This is a genomic window from Gilliamella sp. B2838, assembly GCF_026536185.1.
Lineage (GTDB): Bacteria > Pseudomonadota > Gammaproteobacteria > Enterobacterales > Orbaceae > Gilliamella.
In genome coordinates this window covers 180,847-197,211 of the sequence record NZ_JAFNOO010000003.1, presented here as the reverse complement: position 1 = coordinate 197,211, position 16,365 = coordinate 180,847, and the positions used below count along the sequence as shown (strand labels likewise).

Here is a 16,365-nt window from a genome sequence, read left to right as displayed (position 1 = left end):
ATTTCTACAATTATTGTATGGGAAACTGAATCACTATGTATGTGATATTTGACGTCAGGATTATTACAAAAGGAGCAGTGATTGGTATCACATTCTGAATATTTATCTTTTATGGAATAAAATATTAGTGGATTTCAAACTACTCATGGAAAATACTCACTATAACTTAAAGTTAGGGTCATTATTTAAGTGCAACTGATTAAATATGCAGTTTTTAAGTTTAAAACCATGTAAATTTTTATAGTTTATGTTTAAAAGTTAATATTTAGTTGTCACTAATTTGAAACTGTTACGCAGATACAAGCAATGGCTAGAAGAATTATAGAAATAAACTTGGAAATGTTTAGTTCTACAAAAATATGTTCTTTTTTAAAATTAAACAATATAGAAAAAAAGAATAAAATACCACAACCAAAAATATACACTAAAATATTCTTACTTATTAGCTCTTTCAACGCCCAAAAAGTCGTTGAGAAGCAAACGAACCCTAAAAATACAGATTTAAAAAAATCGAAATTATCCATAAAATATTTTTTTAACACTTCTTTTTTCATTTTTTCTCCTTTAATATTTTTAATTTAATTGAAGATGTTTTTTTAATACCATAAATGGTATCTGTAACAATTGTAGCTTCTTTTATGTTTCCTATAATTTTTTTGCTACCAAATCTATACATTTTTAAAATTATTTTTTCACGCTAGATATTAATTTCGATAATTCTTCTATTTTTTCTGCCGGTAAAGATTTTATTAAATCAAAGAATGCATCCAAATCAATTGGGGTATGTTTTATTTTATCTTTATATAATCTTATCGGATTATCACCTAAATTTTTCACAGCAATTTCGAGTAATCTTTCTTGTAATTCAGGGGATATTTCTTGCACTTGTTTCTTATAACCTTCAAAAGCCATTGCTGAAGAGTATTTATAAGCATAATCTTCTCTTATTCTAGTTAAATATGCACTTTTCCTGCTTGCTAACCAAGCCAACCAAAATAATGGTAAAGTTATTGGTATTTTTGAAAAAAATAGGGTTAGTGAGAATACATCCTGATTATAACTATTAAAAAATATAATCCAAAGAATAACTACAATCGATAACAAAAATACAACAGTGCAGATATCGAAAAGACGTATTGAATTTGTTATTTCATTTTTTCGCTTTAGAAAGGAACCTGCCATGCTAGCCCTATTAGCGTCATCAATAATTTCTTGTATTTCATCTTTTTGTTTATTAAATTCTTTTTTAGTGTCCACGATAAATTGTTCTAAATCAGTAAAAGCTGATTGGTAAGATTTTTCATTTTCTTCAAGTTGTTTGATTTGGTAAGTGATTTGCTTATTATTCTCATCGATTTCAACAACATACCTTGATGATAATTCATGGTTTTTAGTTATTTTTTCCAGTGTTAGCTCTGCGTTTTCTGCTTTAGAAGAAATTATATCTTTGTAATTCAACACCTCAGTTCTTATTTCTGTTATTCCCTGTAAAGTTTGCTCAGCATCATCAATACTACTTTCTAATTTGGATAACTTCCCTGCTTTTTCTAACAGATCTTCATATTCTATTTTTTGCTCTTTTAAGTTACTAATATTTTCTGAGAGAATTGCTAATTCGGCTTCCGTTCTATATCCTGGTTCTATCATATTTTGATACGCAACTTTAATGATATAAGTCGCCATCAAAATATTTTTTAATAAACTATTATTAATAAGTTCTTCGCTACTTAACTTATTTTTATTTTGTTTTGTGATAAACCTATTTGCAAACCCTTGTGCGAGTAAAACTTCTTGTTTTCTCAGGTCATCAGTGTTTAATTGATTTAATCTTTCAACTAATCCATATAATTCATCAAGTGCTTCACATACTATAATGTTTTTTTCATCAATCTCTAACACTTTAGTTTTTAGTTTAGTAATATTAGTTTTTAAATTGAAAGCATATATAAACATTTCGGTCTCTTATTTTTCATTTAATACCCATACCAAAATGTCATATAGAAGCCACTTTTTTGCTAAAGGAAGGTTTCCATCTATAATTGGTCTAGGAAAGTTTTCAGAATAAATTATTTCATTCTTTACGGCAAAATAACTAATCCCGAGTATATCCGAAATATCAGAAATGTTAACCTGTAAATTATTCTTTCTTAAAAGAAACAATATGATGTTATTTTGGATTTCAGATTTATTTATTTGCATTGCTTATCTCCCTTATTGCTCTTTTATCTATATTGCATTTCCTTAGTTCATTTAACAATTCAGTATACAAAACAGGACATTGATCCACGTAATTTTTTTATCAATATGAAGCTCATTGTTTGGCTGTGTCAGCGATACAGGGATATTGCATTTATAAACGTATTTAGTTTTTACCATTCCGCATCCAGTCAGAAATATTGCTAGGCATATCCTCATTAGCACATCGATTATTTTTAAGCACATCTTTTAACTGCTCATGAAGTTGTTTGATTGATACAACACTTTGAGTTTTCTCTTTCTCTCGTTGTGCTATGATTTGATTGTTTTTGTCGATAGTTTGCTCTAATTGGGATATTTTATCAGATAATGTTTGCGATTCTTTTTGAGCTGTTTTTTTATCTTGCCAACAGGTGAAAGCGGAGTAGATAGCAAAGACGGTAATAATAACCAACGGTATTGGCAATAACTTATAAATGAGCTTTAATTTATCCATCAGCTCTCCTCACATGCACATATAATCATAATAATAATAATTTAAAGCACATAATCCCAAGTAGTGTTAAACATATTACTTTAACCCGCTCAAATAAACCGTTTTACCGCCATTTTTAACCGCTGTTAGTACTATTTGACGGCTATTGTTAGGACTAAATCCTATATGTACCCATTGATTGTGCTCTTGAATTAATTTATCGAACTGGACATTCGCATCGATTAAACGTTGACAGATTTGCTTAGGCGTTCTAAATGATGAATTGAAATCGACGGCTAATCCTTGCGTGTGGGCACTGGTTACGACTCCACCAACACGCACATTTAGCGAGGTCAACGATAACAAGAAGTGATAATAATGGGCTTTCCTAAAGCTTGCCTGACTAATTCCAACTTTGCAGGTGTTAATTTAATATTAAGCATTAGCTCTGTAGGAACGCTATTGTCTATTTTTAATTTGCTTGCAACTGTTGATTTTGTAAATTCTTCTAATGTGAAGTGTTCAGTGAGTTTTGTCATCACAATGTCCTTTAGCTTTCTTGAGTAATTGCTCTTCAAGTACTTTTATGAGCGCAGCACCAGACCAACCGACAAAACCAGCAATCGCTCCAGCTAATTCAAAATCCCAGTCGAAATAACTTGCAGCCAACACCACAAGAGTGCCTGCGAATATCGATATGAATATTTGCGCAAATAATATCCAAACCTTGAACTTGTTGCCATTAAGCACTTAATAACAATAACTAGCTAATGATCCAAGTAAAGTAACTATAAATAAATAAACAACAACGATCCAATTGACGTTGTTTGGATCTTTTATTGGCATATGCTTGATCTTCTTATTAAATGAGAGGTAACGTACTAGCTTATGAGTAAACGCTCGCGTGTGTGTCTAGCATTGCTACCGATTCGGTGATGAGTGAATACTCAATGTTGATAATAAAAAATACAATCAGCGAAAATATAGTGTTGCGATGTGTGTTAATGCTGATTGCAAAAAGGCATAAAAAAACCGACTATTTACAGTCGGTTTAAATTAATTCTTATTTTTGCGTTTCTTTCTGAATTTTTTTAGTTTATATGCTTCAATTTTTTTATTTTCATTATTTGCAGATTTTTCATTTTCAAGTAAAGGAACTTCTTTTTTATTCTTTTTTTCTTGTTCCGCTTTCAATTTTTTATACTCATCTATAGTAACAATAATATTAATAAAAATAAAAAAAACAAAAAACGCAGCTAATAACCAAAAAACAAAATCAAACACCCTCTCAGCTGTCGGATTAAGATGCCCTTTTTTTGATGAGCCGTGATAATGTGGTACATATCCTCTTATCCGGGCATCGGCAATTATTGACCAAAAAATAATTAAAAAGAATACGATTACTTTTTTCATTATGCGAAAATTTCAGTAATAAATTAAATAAAAATTTAATATTTTTAGATAATTATTGTTGATCTTTAATATAGGTTAACCTATAACAACAAACATCAAGCAACGAACTTGATAAAGCCCCCCTCAGCTTTCTATAAGGGCTTAAGGAGAAGAAAATGAAATATTTAATCATTTTTCTTCTACTACCTTTAAGTTTTCCGGCTTTTTGAGTAGTATCAATGTTGGGGGAAAGCCCCGCCAATGACCTTAAATATAACAATTGGTAATTAATTAATCAAGGTAATTTATGGCTAAATCAATAACGGAAATTCAAGCAAAAAGCGATATGAAGCGATGAGTTAAAGTTAAAGGCTTCAAACTCCATGTTGACGATATAGCATTAATTGAACAAGTGAGTACAGACTTAAATATTCCACAGTCTCAACTTATTATTGATGCTGTTAAGTTTTATCTTGAAAACAAAAAAGCTTCTTAATTGAGGCTTTCTCTTAAATTCAATAAGTTGACCATCTACCATTTTTTCACATTCTGCCTCACTTAATTTTTTATAAGTAAAACGCGTCCAGACTGTAGCGGTAAACAATCAAACTAAATACCTTTCAATGAGAGTTATATAGTTTGATACAGTATTAGCTTTTTAGAGTTACAGAAATATATAACTAACTATATAAATAATTGTCAAAAGCCCAAAAATTGAATCAATAAAATTTAAAATTGAAATAATAAATGCTATAACAGCCCAAAAAGTAATTTTTTTATTTCGTAAAATGAAAAAAATACCTGATGTAACCATAACTGAAATTATAAATTTAATCACAATAACAGAGGCTAAAGTAATTATTGTTGCTCTTAATGACTGTATCCCATATTGGCTAATTACTTCTGAAATAATCGTTGATGGTAATACGCAACCTAGAATAAGAAATCCCCAAAAAGTTATAGCTAAGCTTAATTCTCCCTTAGCTAATCTCTTAAATATATTCATATAAATTTCTCTTGTGTAAATAAACTAACACTATACAACCAAATACATTATTCACAAACTTATTTACAAGTGATTTTATGAATACTGACAACTCGGAAAGACGTGTACATCGCTACATCCTATTTGCCCTCCTAACGAGGGCTTTTTTCGAGGTGATTATGACTAATTCGTAAATGGCAAGATCAATCGGGAACAAATCGTTATGCCACTAAAGTCGTTGTTAATATCTGTAGTACTTTACAAATTTTAGGCTCTCGCAGTGATGATTCTAGACAACCACAATTACAGCAACCAATTAATCGCTTTGCTTCGCAAAATGAACCATCAACGAACTTTGAAGTCAAAGAAATCCCATTCTAGAAGTTAAAATGGAAAAAGAATGCTTTAAATAAAAAGATTGTTGCAAAGTAGATGCGAAACAAAACTACTCTAAAAATAGAGATAAGTACGCTAAATATGAAAAAGAAAGAGCAAACCTACCTCACCGATTACAAGCAAAAAAGATTATCAAAAAACAGAGCAAGGCAAAGCTGCAAAAAAAGTGTAGTCACCAAAAATTTATAAAAAATATCCTGAAAAAAGACAGGCTCATATTTTGATCGATAATGACATAAGAGACAAGAAATTAATGCGCCCCAATCATTGCGAAAATTGTAATTGTATATGCACTCTCCATGCACATCACAACGACAATACCAACCCTCTAGTGGTCAGATGGTTATGCATGAAATGACACGTTGAGTGGCATAAGCGTAATAAACCAATTTACAAACCAAAAACCGCTTAATGGTTTTATCCCCAACTTCTGTTAATAACTCGTTTGATATCCACCCTATTCTATTAATTTTAATTCAATTCTAACGCTGATTATTTAGTGTGCGATTACTATTATCTAAGGAGTTTATTATGTAATTAATATAAAGAACATTAAATATAACAATATAAAAATTATTGGTTTTTAATTTTAAATTATACTTTCCCATACAATGATAAATTAATGCGTTCTTTGCTGCATTTGACCAAACAATCGTCATAATAAAAGAAATGAGCGAAAAGATTGTGTTCAGAAAAGGAAAATATGGGATATCAGTGTAACAAGCAAATAACCAGGACCAGGCGGTGAAAGATAATAAAACCACAACGAAAAAATTACTAACTACCTTCATTCCTGTAAATCTATTTATTGATTTATTAGTGTTATATATCCAAAGCAAATCATACACCCCTAATGTAACAATAGAGAGTAGGATGAAAGTAAATGTTTTTAAATTATTTTCTTGCTTAAGTAAATCGATATCTCTCATTTTATTTATCTAATTTTAGGTAATCAAACCTAATTATATACCAAAAAATTAATTTAAAACTATTATCTAAGGATAATAATTATGAAGCTAAATAAGACGCAATATCATCTAAAAATAATTGAGTAGGTAATTATTATAGAGATTATTACACTAAAAGAAGCGTCTAAAATATCAAAACTATTATATACATACCTCTTTGAGAGAAAGCTGGAATACGGGTTTTCATATCAATCTAAATCCGAAAAGAAGAAAGTTGGGAAATGGTTAGCTGATAAAAAAGAGTTTGAAGAAAAGTTCAAAGCAAATCATAATGCAAATCGGCTAACCTCTGAAATTAAGGAGGTAAAAAAATGTCAATCAAAAAGCGTGGTGAAGTCTGGCACATTGACATCGTCACACCAGATGGAGGAAGAATTAGGCGATCTACTGGCACGACAGACAAAAGGCAAGCGTTAGAATACCATGAACAGTTGAAGGCTGAATTATGGGATACTGTAAAATTAAATAAAAAACCGCAACGACTAATTGAAGAAGCGGTTATTTTATTTTTGAAGGAAGGTAAAGAACAAGAAAGTTTTAGTGTGAAACAAGTGCAAGCTGAATACTTTTTATCAAAATTTGCAGGTCGTGAACTATCATCTATAACTGGAGAGGGAAATACTAAAATCATTGCCAGTTATAGTTGAAAAAACGTGTAAAAAAGTTTCTAACGCAACAATAAACAAATATCGAGCTGATATTATGCGGATGTTCTCTTTAGCATATAAGTTAGATTGGATCGATTCTGTGCCGTTTGTTCCAAGAGTTAAAGAGCCTAAAGTTAGAGTAAGATGGATAACAAAAGAAAAGGCAGCTCTTCTAATTCAGAACCTGCGTTTGCAATGGATGAAAGATGTTTGTTTTTTTGCATTATCCACAGGTGCACGAATGAATGAGATATTTACGCTAACATGGAATAACGTTGATCTAGTTAATCGTGTAGCTACTATAACAAATGACAATGCCAAATCGGGTAAAGCGAGAGCTTTGTTGTTAAATCACGATGCGATTGAATTAATACGAAAATTGAGATTTAAAAACAATTGCGATTTTGTTTTTACAAGATCAACTCTAAAACGTGTTTATGATATTGATCATCGTGACTTTAGTGATGCATGTGAATTATAAAGTATTGAAGATTTTCATTTTCATGGTTTGAGGAATACTTGGGCCAGCTAGCATGTTCAAGCGGGTACACCCACTCTATACGTTAAAAAATCTTGGCGGATGGGAAACATTAGAAATGGTAAATAAATACGCCCACTTAAACGTTGACTGCGTGTTAGAGTTTGCAAACAATGTCACATTTACGTCACAAAGCGCAATTGACTTTTTCGGTAGAGAATCAAAAACCGCTTAAAACCGTTAAAAATCAAATTGTTAATGGTGGGTTGTGAGGGGATCGAACCCGCGACCAATTGATTAAGAGTCAACTGCTCTACCGACTGAGCTAACAACCCACGAAAGAATTGGAGCTATTGTATATAAACTTAATAAACAATGCAAATTATGATTGGCATTTTTTTAAAATGTGAACTAAATTGCAGAATTATCAAATTTATTATGATATTTTTTTAATATTAAAAGAGTTATACTAATAAAATAATTTTAGACATAAAATCTGAAAAACATTAAATAAAATTCCATTTTTTGCATATTTATAAATTATGGATTAGAAGTAAAACGAGGAGGCAAAAATGAAAATATCTTCTATTGCAATGCTCATGTCAATGGGTTTAGCAAGTTCTATGGCTTATGCACATCATGCAAATGAAATCATCGTCCGTGGTGGTCCTGTTTACGTTCACCCAAAAGATTCAAGTGATCATGTTAAAGTAGGCGGAGCCAAAAGTGATTTAAAGGCTAAGGCAGATAAGGACACACAGCTTGGTTTAAACTTTCAGTATATGGTGACTGATAATCTTGGTATTGAACTACTCGCCGCAACCCCATTTAGTCATCGTGTAAAACTTGGAGGGGGCAACTCTACTGGTTTAGCGGGTGCTCATCTTGGTAAAATTAAGCATTTACCACCAACATTAAGTGCTGTATTTTACCCACTTGATAGTAGCTATGAGTTCCAACCTTATGTGGGATTAGGCGTTAACTATACTTTCTTCTTTGATGAAAAACTGAGTGGCGATGCTAAAAATGCAGGTTTTCATGGTTTAGATTTGGATAGCTCTTGGGGATTAGCTGCGCAAGTTGGTGCTGATTATAACATTACTGAAAATTGGCTTATCAATGCTCAATTACGTTATATCGATATTGAAACTAAAGCTAAAACTCATTTAGGTGATACCAAAGTAACGGCCAAGTATAAACTTGATCCATGGGTTGCCATGATTGGTGTTGGTTATAAATTCTAATATTATCAGGTCTAAAAAAACTCTCGTAACAACGAGAGTTTTTTTTCAAACTAAAGACTTTTTATTGCTTCATACTGCTCTTGTAATTTAGCTTTGTCAGCCACATAGCCTTGTTGTTTTTCTTTCTCTTTAGCCACTACAGCTGCTGGTGCTTTATCAACAAAGCTGGCATTGGAAAGCTTGTTATCAATACGTGCAATTTCGCCTTCAATGCGAGCTATTTCTTTTTCAAGACGAGCTAGCTCATCATCTTTATTGATCAAACCAGCCATTGGAATAAGTAACTCTGCACCATCAACCAATTTGGTTACCGATAATGGCCCTGCCTCACCTTCATCTAACAAGACAATTTCGGATAATCTTGCTAAAGACTCAATAAATGTGACATTGTCACTAATAATGCGATGCACAGTCGGCGATGCTTTTCTGATCAATAATTGTAACGGTTTGCTTGGTGCAATATTCATTTCAGCACGAATATTACGAACAGCGATAACGGCATCTTTAATCCAATTGATATCAGCAACTGCTTCATTATCAGCTAATTTGCTATCAAAGGCAGGCATTGGTTGTAACATAATAGTATCTGCTTTGATGGCCATTAATGGTTTTACACTTTGCCAAATAGCTTCAGTTATGAATGGAATGATTGGATGAGCCAAACGCAAGAGTGCTTCAAGGACTGTTACTAACGTATGACGAGCTGCTCGTTGTTGATCTTGCTCGCCATTAGCTAATACTGATTTGGTTAACTCCAAATACCAGTCACAGAACTGATTCCAAGTAAATTCATATAAGATATTAGCCGCTAAATCGAAACGATAAGTATCAAATGCTTCGCGGTATGTTTTCACCGTTTGATTAAACTCCGCTAAGATCCATTTATCCGCTAATGAATACTCTAAATCACCACCTTTAAATCCACAATCGTGATCTTGAGTGTTCATTAATACATAACGGCTAGCATTCCATAGTTTATTACAGAAATTACGATAACCTTCTAAACGTTTTAGATCCCAATTAATATCACGACCAGTGGACGCCAGTGCCGCTAAAGTAAAACGTAATGCATCGGTACCGTGGGCTTCAATGCCATTAGGGAACTGTTTTTCAGTACGTTTGGCAATTTTTTCAGCAAGCTGTGGTTGCATCATGTTACCAGTACGTTTTTCTAATAAATCGGCAAGTGATATTCCATCAATCATATCTAAAGGATCAATAACATTCCCTTTAGATTTTGACATTTTCTGCCCTTCTTCATCACGAATCAAGCCAGTTACATAAACTGTTTTAAAAGGTACTTGAGGTTTGCCATGTTCATCTTTGATGAAATGCATCGTCATCATAATCATTCTTGCGACCCAGAAGAAGATAATATCAAAACCAGTTACAAGAACATTAGTTGGATGGAAAGTCGCTAAATCATCGGTCTTTTCTGGCCAACCTAAGGTTGAGAATGTCCACAGCGCTGATGAGAACCAAGTATCAAGTACATCATCATCTTGTGATAACTCGATATCAGCAGATAGACCGTTTTCACGGCGAACTTCAGCTTCGTCACGACCAACATAGACATTACCTTGATTATCATACCAAGCCGGAATTCGGTGTCCCCACCATAATTGGCGCGAAATACACCAATCTTGGATGTCATTCATCCATGAAAAATACATGTTTTCGTACTGTTTAGGTACAAATTGAATATCGCCATTTTTTACAGCAGCTATTGCTGGTTCAGCTAAGACTTTAGCGCGAACATACCACTGATCGGTTAACATTGGTTCAATGACCACGCCACCACGATCGCCGTAAGGAATGGTCAGATCATGTGGTTCAATTTTTTCTAAAATACCTTGAACTTCACACTCTGCAACAACTAATTTACGTGCGGCAAAGCGTTCTAAATTTTGGAATTGTGTCGGAATATCAGTTGAGTAAGCGGTGCTTGACTCACCATTAGTATCAAATACTTCTGCTTGCGTACGAATCTCACCATCAAAGGTAAAGATATTAATCATCGGTAGTTGATGACGACGCCCTACTTCATAGTCATTAAAGTCATGAGCAGGCGTAATTTTTACACAACCCGTACCTTTTGTCATATCCGCATGTTCATCCCCAACAATAGGAATACGACGATTGACAAAAGGTAATATAACAAATTTACCAATAAGATCTTTATAACGAGGATCTTCAGGATTAACCGCCACCCCAGTATCACCAAATAGTGTTTCAGGACGAGTGGTTGCGACAACAAGATAATCTTTACCATCTGCCGTTTTTGCACCATCCGCTAATGGGTAGCGCAAATGCCACATTGAACCTTTAACTTCACGATTTTCAACTTCAAGATCTGAAATTGCCGTGCGTAATTTTGGGTCCCAATTTACTAAGCGTTTACCGCGATAAATCAAATCTTCTTGATAAAGTCTTACAAAAACCTCTTTAACAGCATTAGAAAGGCCTTCATCCATCGTAAAACGTTCACGATCCCAATCAACCGAATCCCCTAAACGTCGCATCTGTTTAGTAATGCTACCACCTGATTCGGCTTTCCATTGCCAAATTTTTTCGATAAAGGCATCTCGACCATAATCATGGCGAGTTTTATTTTCTTCAGCGGCAATTTTACGTTCTACCACCATTTGGGTAGCAATACCTGCATGGTCAGTACCTGATTGCCAAAGCGTGTTATTACCTTGCATACGGTGATAGCGAATTAGTGCATCCATAATGGTCTGTTGAAATGCATGTCCCATATGCAAACTACCAGTTACGTTTGGTGGTGGAATAGCAATGCAATAGCTAGGCTGAGATTTGTCACCATTAGGCTTAAAGTAACCACTTTCTTCCCAATGTTGATAGATAGGTTGTTCGATTTCTTGTGGATTATAAGTCGTATTTTTCATAATAAAGGCATCAATCCTAATTCAAGGCATAAAAATGGCTATTATTCTACAGTAAAAAGACATAACAATAAATTGCTATACGAATAAAGTCGTTGATTAAATCGATTTTCCGAGACGGGTAGAATATGTTAAAAAAAAGATCGCCGGTCGATAAGCGATCTTTTATATTAATAAATTGATTGTTAATGATGATAAATAAAATTATCGATCAATCGAGTTTTACCAATATAAACCGCTAAAGCGCATAGTGTATCTTGTGTTAACTGCGATACGGGTTTTAATGAACTAAGATCGACAAATTCAATATAATCAATTTTAGCAAGTGACTGTTGTTCAATAAGTAATTGCATCGCGCTAAGAATGGTCGCTACTGATCTTTCCCCTTGAGCGATCATAGTATTAGCAAGTTCTATCGATTGATAAAGACAAACGGCTGCTTTGCGCTCATTATCAGACAAATAGCTATTGCGCGAACTCTTAGCCAATCCATCACTTTCACGCACAATCGGACAACCAATAATTTCGATGGGAATATTGAAATCTTGAACCATTCGTTGAATGACGGCTAATTGTTGCGCATCTTTTTGTCCAAAATAGGCGCGATCAGGTTGAGTAATATTAAATAGTTTGGTGACAACCGTACAAACACCTTTAAAATGTCCCGGTCGCTTTTTTCCACAAAGCGCATCAGTTAAACCATTAACATTGACATAGCTATTGAAATTCGCGTCATACATTTCATCGGCGGACGGACAAAAAATCAAATCAACGCCCATTTGCTGACAGGCTTTTTTATCTCTTTCTAAATCACGCGGATAGCTAGCTAGGTCCTCTTTAGGACCAAACTGCATTGGATTAACGAATATTGTAACAATCACTCTTTGATTATCTTTTTTAGCGCTAGCCATTAAGCTTTGATGACCTTCATGCAGATATCCCATGGTCGGCACTAAACCAATACTTTCGCCATTGTTACGCCAAGCTTTAACCTGATCGCGGACTTCATCGATAGTGGTTATAACTTTCATGTTTATTATTCTTCCAAGCTAGTTTGAAAATTCAGATTTGAGTTTAGTCATGATCTCATCATCAATAGCAAACTCATGAATAGGTGCAGGGAATTGTTGCTGTTTAACTTCTTGGCAATAATCCGCAAATGCCTGTTTCATTTGGTCCCCCATTGGGGCAAAAGATTTAACAAATTTGGACGATACACCATCATACATAGATAACATATCTTGATAGACTAAAACTTGCCCATCACAACCATGACCTGCACCAATCCCAATAGTAGGAACGCTAACAAGTTCAGTTATGAATTTAGCTAAATCGGCAGGTACACATTCGAGTAAAATTGCCGCAGCACCTGCCTGTTCAACAGCTAAAGCATCTAAAATAATCGCTTTCGCTGCTTGGTAATTTTTACCTTGTACTTTGTAACCACCCAATGCTAATACTGATTGTGGCATTAAGCCAATATGAGCAATAACCGGTATAGAAGCTTGCGCTATCATTTTGATATGTTCGCAAAAAGCCTGCCCACCTTCAAGTTTAACGGCTTGAGCATTGCCTTCTTGAATCAATCGACCAGCATTATACACTGCATCATAAACAGAAGCATGGTAAGACATAAACGGTAAATCGGTTACAACTAAAGCCGTTTTAGCCGCTCTAGCAACAGCTTTTGAATGATGAATCATATCCTCCATGGTGACCGATACAGTGCTATCATATCCAAGCATAACCATGCCTAAGGAGTCTCCAACTAACAGACAATCAACACCACTTTCATCCATTAGTTTTGCGGTAGTATAGTCATAAGCTGTCAACATCGTAATTTTTTGTTTATTTTGTTTATATTTTTGTAAAGTAAGGATAGTATTTTTCAAGGTAACAACTCCAATTCTAATTGTCGATAGTCCTTATTGGGATGTTTTTGTCGACTAATATTAAGCAAAATAGTCGATAATTGTTGATAAATTGGTTTGAGCTCATTTGGCATTGCCATCATATGTTGCTTAATGGTTTCAATATCGTTACGCTCTACAGGTCCAGTTAATGCATCAATGACACCCGCTTTACAAATGTTGTTAGCATTACCAAGAAATAGAGGATGCCAAGCTTGTTCACTAAACTCTTTATCTAATCCACATTGATTAAGTAAATCTACACCTATTTGTACCAGAGCTAGCACTTGATTACTTAGCATGACACAAGCAGCATGATATAGTGGCTTTTTATTTGCTGAAAGAATTGCCAAGCGATTAGGTAATAGCGCTAAAAAACGTTGTAATTGGTCGATAATAGCTTTATTTGCTTCGAGTGTAAAAGAGACGTCCGACATAGCATTATAGCAATCGAACTTATCATAAATAGCGTATAAAGGGTGTAATGAAAAAGCAAATGGATGCACAACTTTATTTTGCTGAAATATGTGTGATGTCAATAAGCCACTACAATGGCCAATCCATTTATTGGTAATAGGTAATTGACATAAATCATGCCAAACAGAAGCAATTTGACCATCAGCTACTGTCACCAATAAACAATCGCAATCATTCACTAAATCAGCTAAAGATGAATAGGCATAAGATTGAGTAAAATCACTTGCTTGTTTGGCATGTTCATAAGTTCGGCTATAAAAGCCTGCAACTTGCAAACCAGATAAACTAAAATATTTCGCTAGTGTGCACCCAACTTTACCTGCTCCAATAAAACCAATAATCATATAAATACATCAATTTTAAAATGATCTGCATTATAACTGAATCGCCTTAATATTCAATGCGATTGATATAATCGACTCTAATAAAATTTCAATCACTATCTAATTGAATGATATGGCATTGAGTTGCTAGTTATTCTTTGATATTTTGTCAAATAAAACCACTAATTTAGGTTATTTTTTAAGCTAAAAAAAATTGGCAAACCTAATATCGTAAAACGATATTAGGTTTGCCATTATAACTTTATAAATAGAGCATTTATTTTAAGCTAATTATACAATTTAAATAAAAAATAATTACGGCGTGACGCATCCTGTTAAATAATTAGGCTCTTCATCACCTCGATTACCTATAACGCCATTTCTTGCATCCACAACATAATGATTTTGATCACTTCTTAAATCCGATGTCCAATAATAAGCACCTCCAAAATAGGGATCATGATAATTATCCCAATCACTACCAACATAATAATCATTCGTTACACTTCCCCATTCAGAAAATAATCCACCCATCCACTGTCCACTACTATTTCGGTAACTAATTAATCGTCGATCTACTTCTTTCACACCCGGTACGCCATTATTCCAATTAATATTATTACCACTTCCATCGGTTACTCGATTCGAATTGGTCAAATCCAAAACCCCTGGTAATCGGTAACCTCCATTTAATGAGTTACATCTATTTTCTGAATTCAAATAACCCCCTGAGGCACCAGGAATACCAATATACCAGCGCGATATCGTAAAGGTATAAAAAACGATAGATTTATCTCTATTCGCATATAATCTAAATGTGGAAGGTGTAAATACGCCACCATTACTCGATAAAGATGGACCTTTTAGGGTTACACGCAATAAACCGCCATAATTACTCAAACTTAAACTCACACCACTACCAGACACTTGTCCAACGCTACTCCCATTGATATTTATTAGTTCATCAGCAGATAATCCAGCAACTTTCAAATCAAAAAATAAATTATTTGATCCCGTTGTTGGAAAGTTATTTTGTGGATTGTTAGGATCATAAGAATAAAATCCTTTTCCATACTTCCAATTATCTCCAACATCTTCTTCGCTCGCTAAATTGGGTTTTGCATAGCAAAATTTTGCAAGTGAATCAACGTTCGGATAAAGATAATAACTTTTACTTCCACCTTGAAACATACTAGTATTTGGTATGCCATATTGTGTTGATATAAACCCAACTACGGGTGTAGATAGCGTCAATTGGTAAGGTGCATTACAGCCTTCTAATTCACTATTGAAATTACTTTTTACAAAATCAGTTATGTTATTTCCCTCATAATCATACCAATTTAACGCTATATTCCCAGTAACCGCTGGTTGACCATCACCATCTCTGTCCCCCCAGTAATTCGATGCAGTAATAATCTGTGTTAATGACTGTTGTGGATAACTTGAGTTTTCATTAGGAGGTGAAACAAACGTTTTAATATCAGAAAACTTTGCTTTACCTGTAACAAGCTGAATAGGATTTGATGAGGTTGAAACATCATTATCAGGCGCGACTTTTGTGCCATCGGGCAATATTATTCTTAAAAGAGGGGTAATATGAGTATCTTTGGTTAAGCCGTTGAATGATATGTAAGGCGCATTACCTTTAATTGCATTAACCGATTGTGCTGACAAAGCCGAAGTGTGATTGATAAAAGTAAATAGACTTAAAAATAATAATAGATTTTTATTTTTTAAAAAGTTGCCAAGTATTGATGAATTATTGGCTGGCTGGCTGGCTGGCTGGCTGGCTGGCTGGCTGGCTGGCTGGCTGGCTGGCTGGCTGGCTTCTAATCCCTAATATTTTAACATATTAGCATATCCTTTTCTATTTTATTTACTTTTTTTTTATTAATTTTTAATTAAGATTAATAATCTGCTAAAGTATAAATAACTGCAGATGGCTGAGCAACAAGAAATCTGAGA

Annotated in this window: 17 protein-coding genes, 1 tRNA gene and 1 pseudogene; 3 read left to right on the top strand and 16 right to left on the bottom strand. The window is 33.8% G+C overall.

Annotated elements, in window-relative coordinates; all coding sequences use genetic code 11:
* Positions 1-275 precede the first annotated feature (275 nt).
* The 10 genes from J3U63_RS04660 to J3U63_RS13340 form a co-directional block, all read right to left on the bottom strand.
* Positions 276-554 carry a hypothetical protein gene (locus tag J3U63_RS04660; protein WP_267370680.1) on the bottom strand — a complete coding sequence of 93 codons (279 nt, stop codon included), beginning with the start codon at positions 552-554 and terminating at the stop codon, positions 276-278.
* A gap of 130 nt (positions 555-684) precedes the next feature.
* Positions 685-1,953, bottom strand: coding sequence for a hypothetical protein (locus J3U63_RS04655; RefSeq protein ID WP_267370677.1), 1,269 nt, complete (start codon positions 1,951-1,953; stop codon positions 685-687).
* Positions 1,954-1,962: 9 nt separating this feature from the next.
* Entirely contained in the window at positions 1,963-2,199 is a 237-nt protein-coding gene (locus J3U63_RS04650; protein WP_267370675.1) for a hypothetical protein, read from the bottom strand.
* Between the two features lie 163 nt (positions 2,200-2,362).
* Positions 2,363-2,692 carry a hypothetical protein gene (locus J3U63_RS04645; RefSeq protein ID WP_267370674.1) on the bottom strand — a complete coding sequence of 110 codons (330 nt, stop codon included), beginning with the start codon at positions 2,690-2,692 and terminating at the stop codon, positions 2,363-2,365.
* A gap of 75 nt (positions 2,693-2,767) precedes the next feature.
* The gene (locus J3U63_RS04640) at positions 2,768-3,037 is read right to left on the bottom strand and encodes a D-Ala-D-Ala carboxypeptidase family metallohydrolase (protein WP_267370672.1); all 270 of its coding nucleotides are present in this window, start codon (positions 3,035-3,037) and stop codon (positions 2,768-2,770) included.
* A complete protein-coding gene (locus J3U63_RS04635; protein WP_267370670.1) occupies positions 3,025-3,210 on the bottom strand; it encodes a D-Ala-D-Ala carboxypeptidase family metallohydrolase in 186 nt (61 codons plus the stop codon). Before J3U63_RS04635 ends, J3U63_RS04640 begins: the two co-directional genes overlap by 13 nt.
* Positions 3,194-3,421, bottom strand: a complete 228-nt coding sequence (locus tag J3U63_RS04630; protein ID WP_267370668.1) for a phage holin family protein — start codon at positions 3,419-3,421, stop codon at positions 3,194-3,196. The genes J3U63_RS04635 and J3U63_RS04630 overlap by 17 nt, the downstream gene beginning before the upstream one ends.
* Positions 3,422-3,727: 306 nt before the next feature.
* Complete coding sequence (locus tag J3U63_RS04625; RefSeq protein ID WP_267370666.1) at positions 3,728-4,084, bottom strand: hypothetical protein; 357 nt, start codon at positions 4,082-4,084, stop codon at positions 3,728-3,730.
* A gap of 643 nt (positions 4,085-4,727) precedes the next feature.
* Positions 4,728-5,069 carry a hypothetical protein gene (locus J3U63_RS04620; RefSeq protein ID WP_065799162.1) on the bottom strand — a complete coding sequence of 114 codons (342 nt, stop codon included), beginning with the start codon at positions 5,067-5,069 and terminating at the stop codon, positions 4,728-4,730.
* Positions 5,070-5,926: 857 nt separating this feature from the next.
* Complete coding sequence (locus tag J3U63_RS13340; protein ID WP_416381287.1) at positions 5,927-6,373, bottom strand: DUF4234 domain-containing protein; 447 nt, start codon at positions 6,371-6,373, stop codon at positions 5,927-5,929.
* Between the two features lie 350 nt (positions 6,374-6,723).
* Between J3U63_RS13340 and J3U63_RS13335 the strand changes: the two are divergent.
* Positions 6,724-7,772 (top strand): annotated as a pseudogene (locus J3U63_RS13335) (tyrosine-type recombinase/integrase).
* 24 nt (positions 7,773-7,796) lie between these two features.
* Here J3U63_RS13335 and J3U63_RS04605 read toward each other — a convergent pair.
* Positions 7,797-7,872: transfer RNA gene (locus J3U63_RS04605), tRNA-Lys, on the bottom strand.
* Positions 7,873-8,109: 237 nt separating this feature from the next.
* Here J3U63_RS04605 and J3U63_RS04600 point away from each other — a divergent pair.
* The gene (locus J3U63_RS04600; RefSeq protein WP_267344312.1) at positions 8,110-8,781 is read left to right on the top strand and encodes an OmpW/AlkL family protein; all 672 of its coding nucleotides are present in this window, start codon (positions 8,110-8,112) and stop codon (positions 8,779-8,781) included.
* Between the two features lie 50 nt (positions 8,782-8,831).
* Here J3U63_RS04600 and J3U63_RS04595 read toward each other — a convergent pair whose 3' ends face one another.
* The 5 genes from J3U63_RS04595 to J3U63_RS04575 all read right to left on the bottom strand — a co-directional run bounded on the left by J3U63_RS04595 (position 8,832) and on the right by J3U63_RS04575 (position 16,074).
* Positions 8,832-11,690: a valine--tRNA ligase gene (locus tag J3U63_RS04595; RefSeq protein ID WP_267370656.1), complete on the bottom strand. Its 2,859-nt coding sequence runs from the start codon at positions 11,688-11,690 to the stop codon at positions 8,832-8,834.
* 182 nt (positions 11,691-11,872) lie between these two features.
* On the bottom strand, positions 11,873-12,718 hold the full coding sequence (panC, locus tag J3U63_RS04590; protein WP_267344314.1) for a pantoate--beta-alanine ligase: 846 nt from the start codon (positions 12,716-12,718) through the stop codon (positions 11,873-11,875).
* 18 nt (positions 12,719-12,736) lie between these two features.
* Positions 12,737-13,579: a 3-methyl-2-oxobutanoate hydroxymethyltransferase gene (gene panB, locus J3U63_RS04585; RefSeq protein ID WP_267332612.1), complete on the bottom strand. Its 843-nt coding sequence runs from the start codon at positions 13,577-13,579 to the stop codon at positions 12,737-12,739.
* Entirely contained in the window at positions 13,576-14,418 is an 843-nt protein-coding gene (locus J3U63_RS04580; protein ID WP_267332611.1) for a Rossmann-like and DUF2520 domain-containing protein, read from the bottom strand. The genes panB and J3U63_RS04580 overlap by 4 nt, the downstream gene beginning before the upstream one ends.
* Before the next feature lie 294 nt (positions 14,419-14,712).
* On the bottom strand, positions 14,713-16,074 hold the full coding sequence (locus J3U63_RS04575) for a hypothetical protein (protein WP_267370653.1): 1,362 nt from the start codon (positions 16,072-16,074) through the stop codon (positions 14,713-14,715).
* A gap of 13 nt (positions 16,075-16,087) precedes the next feature.
* On the opposite strand from J3U63_RS04575, the gene J3U63_RS04570 reads away from it, so the two are divergent.
* Positions 16,088-16,240 carry a hypothetical protein gene (locus tag J3U63_RS04570; RefSeq protein ID WP_267370650.1) on the top strand — a complete coding sequence of 51 codons (153 nt, stop codon included), beginning with the start codon at positions 16,088-16,090 and terminating at the stop codon, positions 16,238-16,240.
* Positions 16,241-16,365 lie beyond the last annotated feature (125 nt).

What these genes read in the sequence shown, in the direction of transcription:
- J3U63_RS04660 (WP_267370680.1), bottom strand. Translation starts at nt 554, where the DNA reads ATGAAAAAAGAAGTGTTAAAAAAATATTTTATGGATAATTTCGATTTT.
- J3U63_RS04655 (WP_267370677.1), bottom strand. Translation starts at nt 1,953, where the DNA reads ATGTTTATATATGCTTTCAATTTAAAAACTAATATTACTAAACTAAAA.
- J3U63_RS04650 (WP_267370675.1), bottom strand. Translation starts at nt 2,199, where the DNA reads ATGCAAATAAATAAATCTGAAATCCAAAATAACATCATATTGTTTCTT.
- J3U63_RS04645 (WP_267370674.1), bottom strand. Translation starts at nt 2,692, where the DNA reads ATGGATAAATTAAAGCTCATTTATAAGTTATTGCCAATACCGTTGGTT.
- J3U63_RS04635 (WP_267370670.1), bottom strand. Translation starts at nt 3,210, where the DNA reads ATGACAAAACTCACTGAACACTTCACATTAGAAGAATTTACAAAATCA.
- J3U63_RS04625 (WP_267370666.1), bottom strand. Translation starts at nt 4,084, where the DNA reads ATGAAAAAAGTAATCGTATTCTTTTTAATTATTTTTTGGTCAATAATT.
- J3U63_RS04620 (WP_065799162.1), bottom strand. Translation starts at nt 5,069, where the DNA reads ATGAATATATTTAAGAGATTAGCTAAGGGAGAATTAAGCTTAGCTATA.
- J3U63_RS13340 (WP_416381287.1), bottom strand. Translation starts at nt 6,373, where the DNA reads ATGAGAGATATCGATTTACTTAAGCAAGAAAATAATTTAAAAACATTT.
- J3U63_RS04600 (WP_267344312.1), top strand. Translation starts at nt 8,110, where the DNA reads ATGAAAATATCTTCTATTGCAATGCTCATGTCAATGGGTTTAGCAAGT.
- J3U63_RS04595 (WP_267370656.1), bottom strand. Translation starts at nt 11,690, where the DNA reads ATGAAAAATACGACTTATAATCCACAAGAAATCGAACAACCTATCTAT.
- panC (WP_267344314.1), bottom strand. Translation starts at nt 12,718, where the DNA reads ATGAAAGTTATAACCACTATCGATGAAGTCCGCGATCAGGTTAAAGCT.
- J3U63_RS04580 (WP_267332611.1), bottom strand. Translation starts at nt 14,418, where the DNA reads ATGATTATTGGTTTTATTGGAGCAGGTAAAGTTGGGTGCACACTAGCG.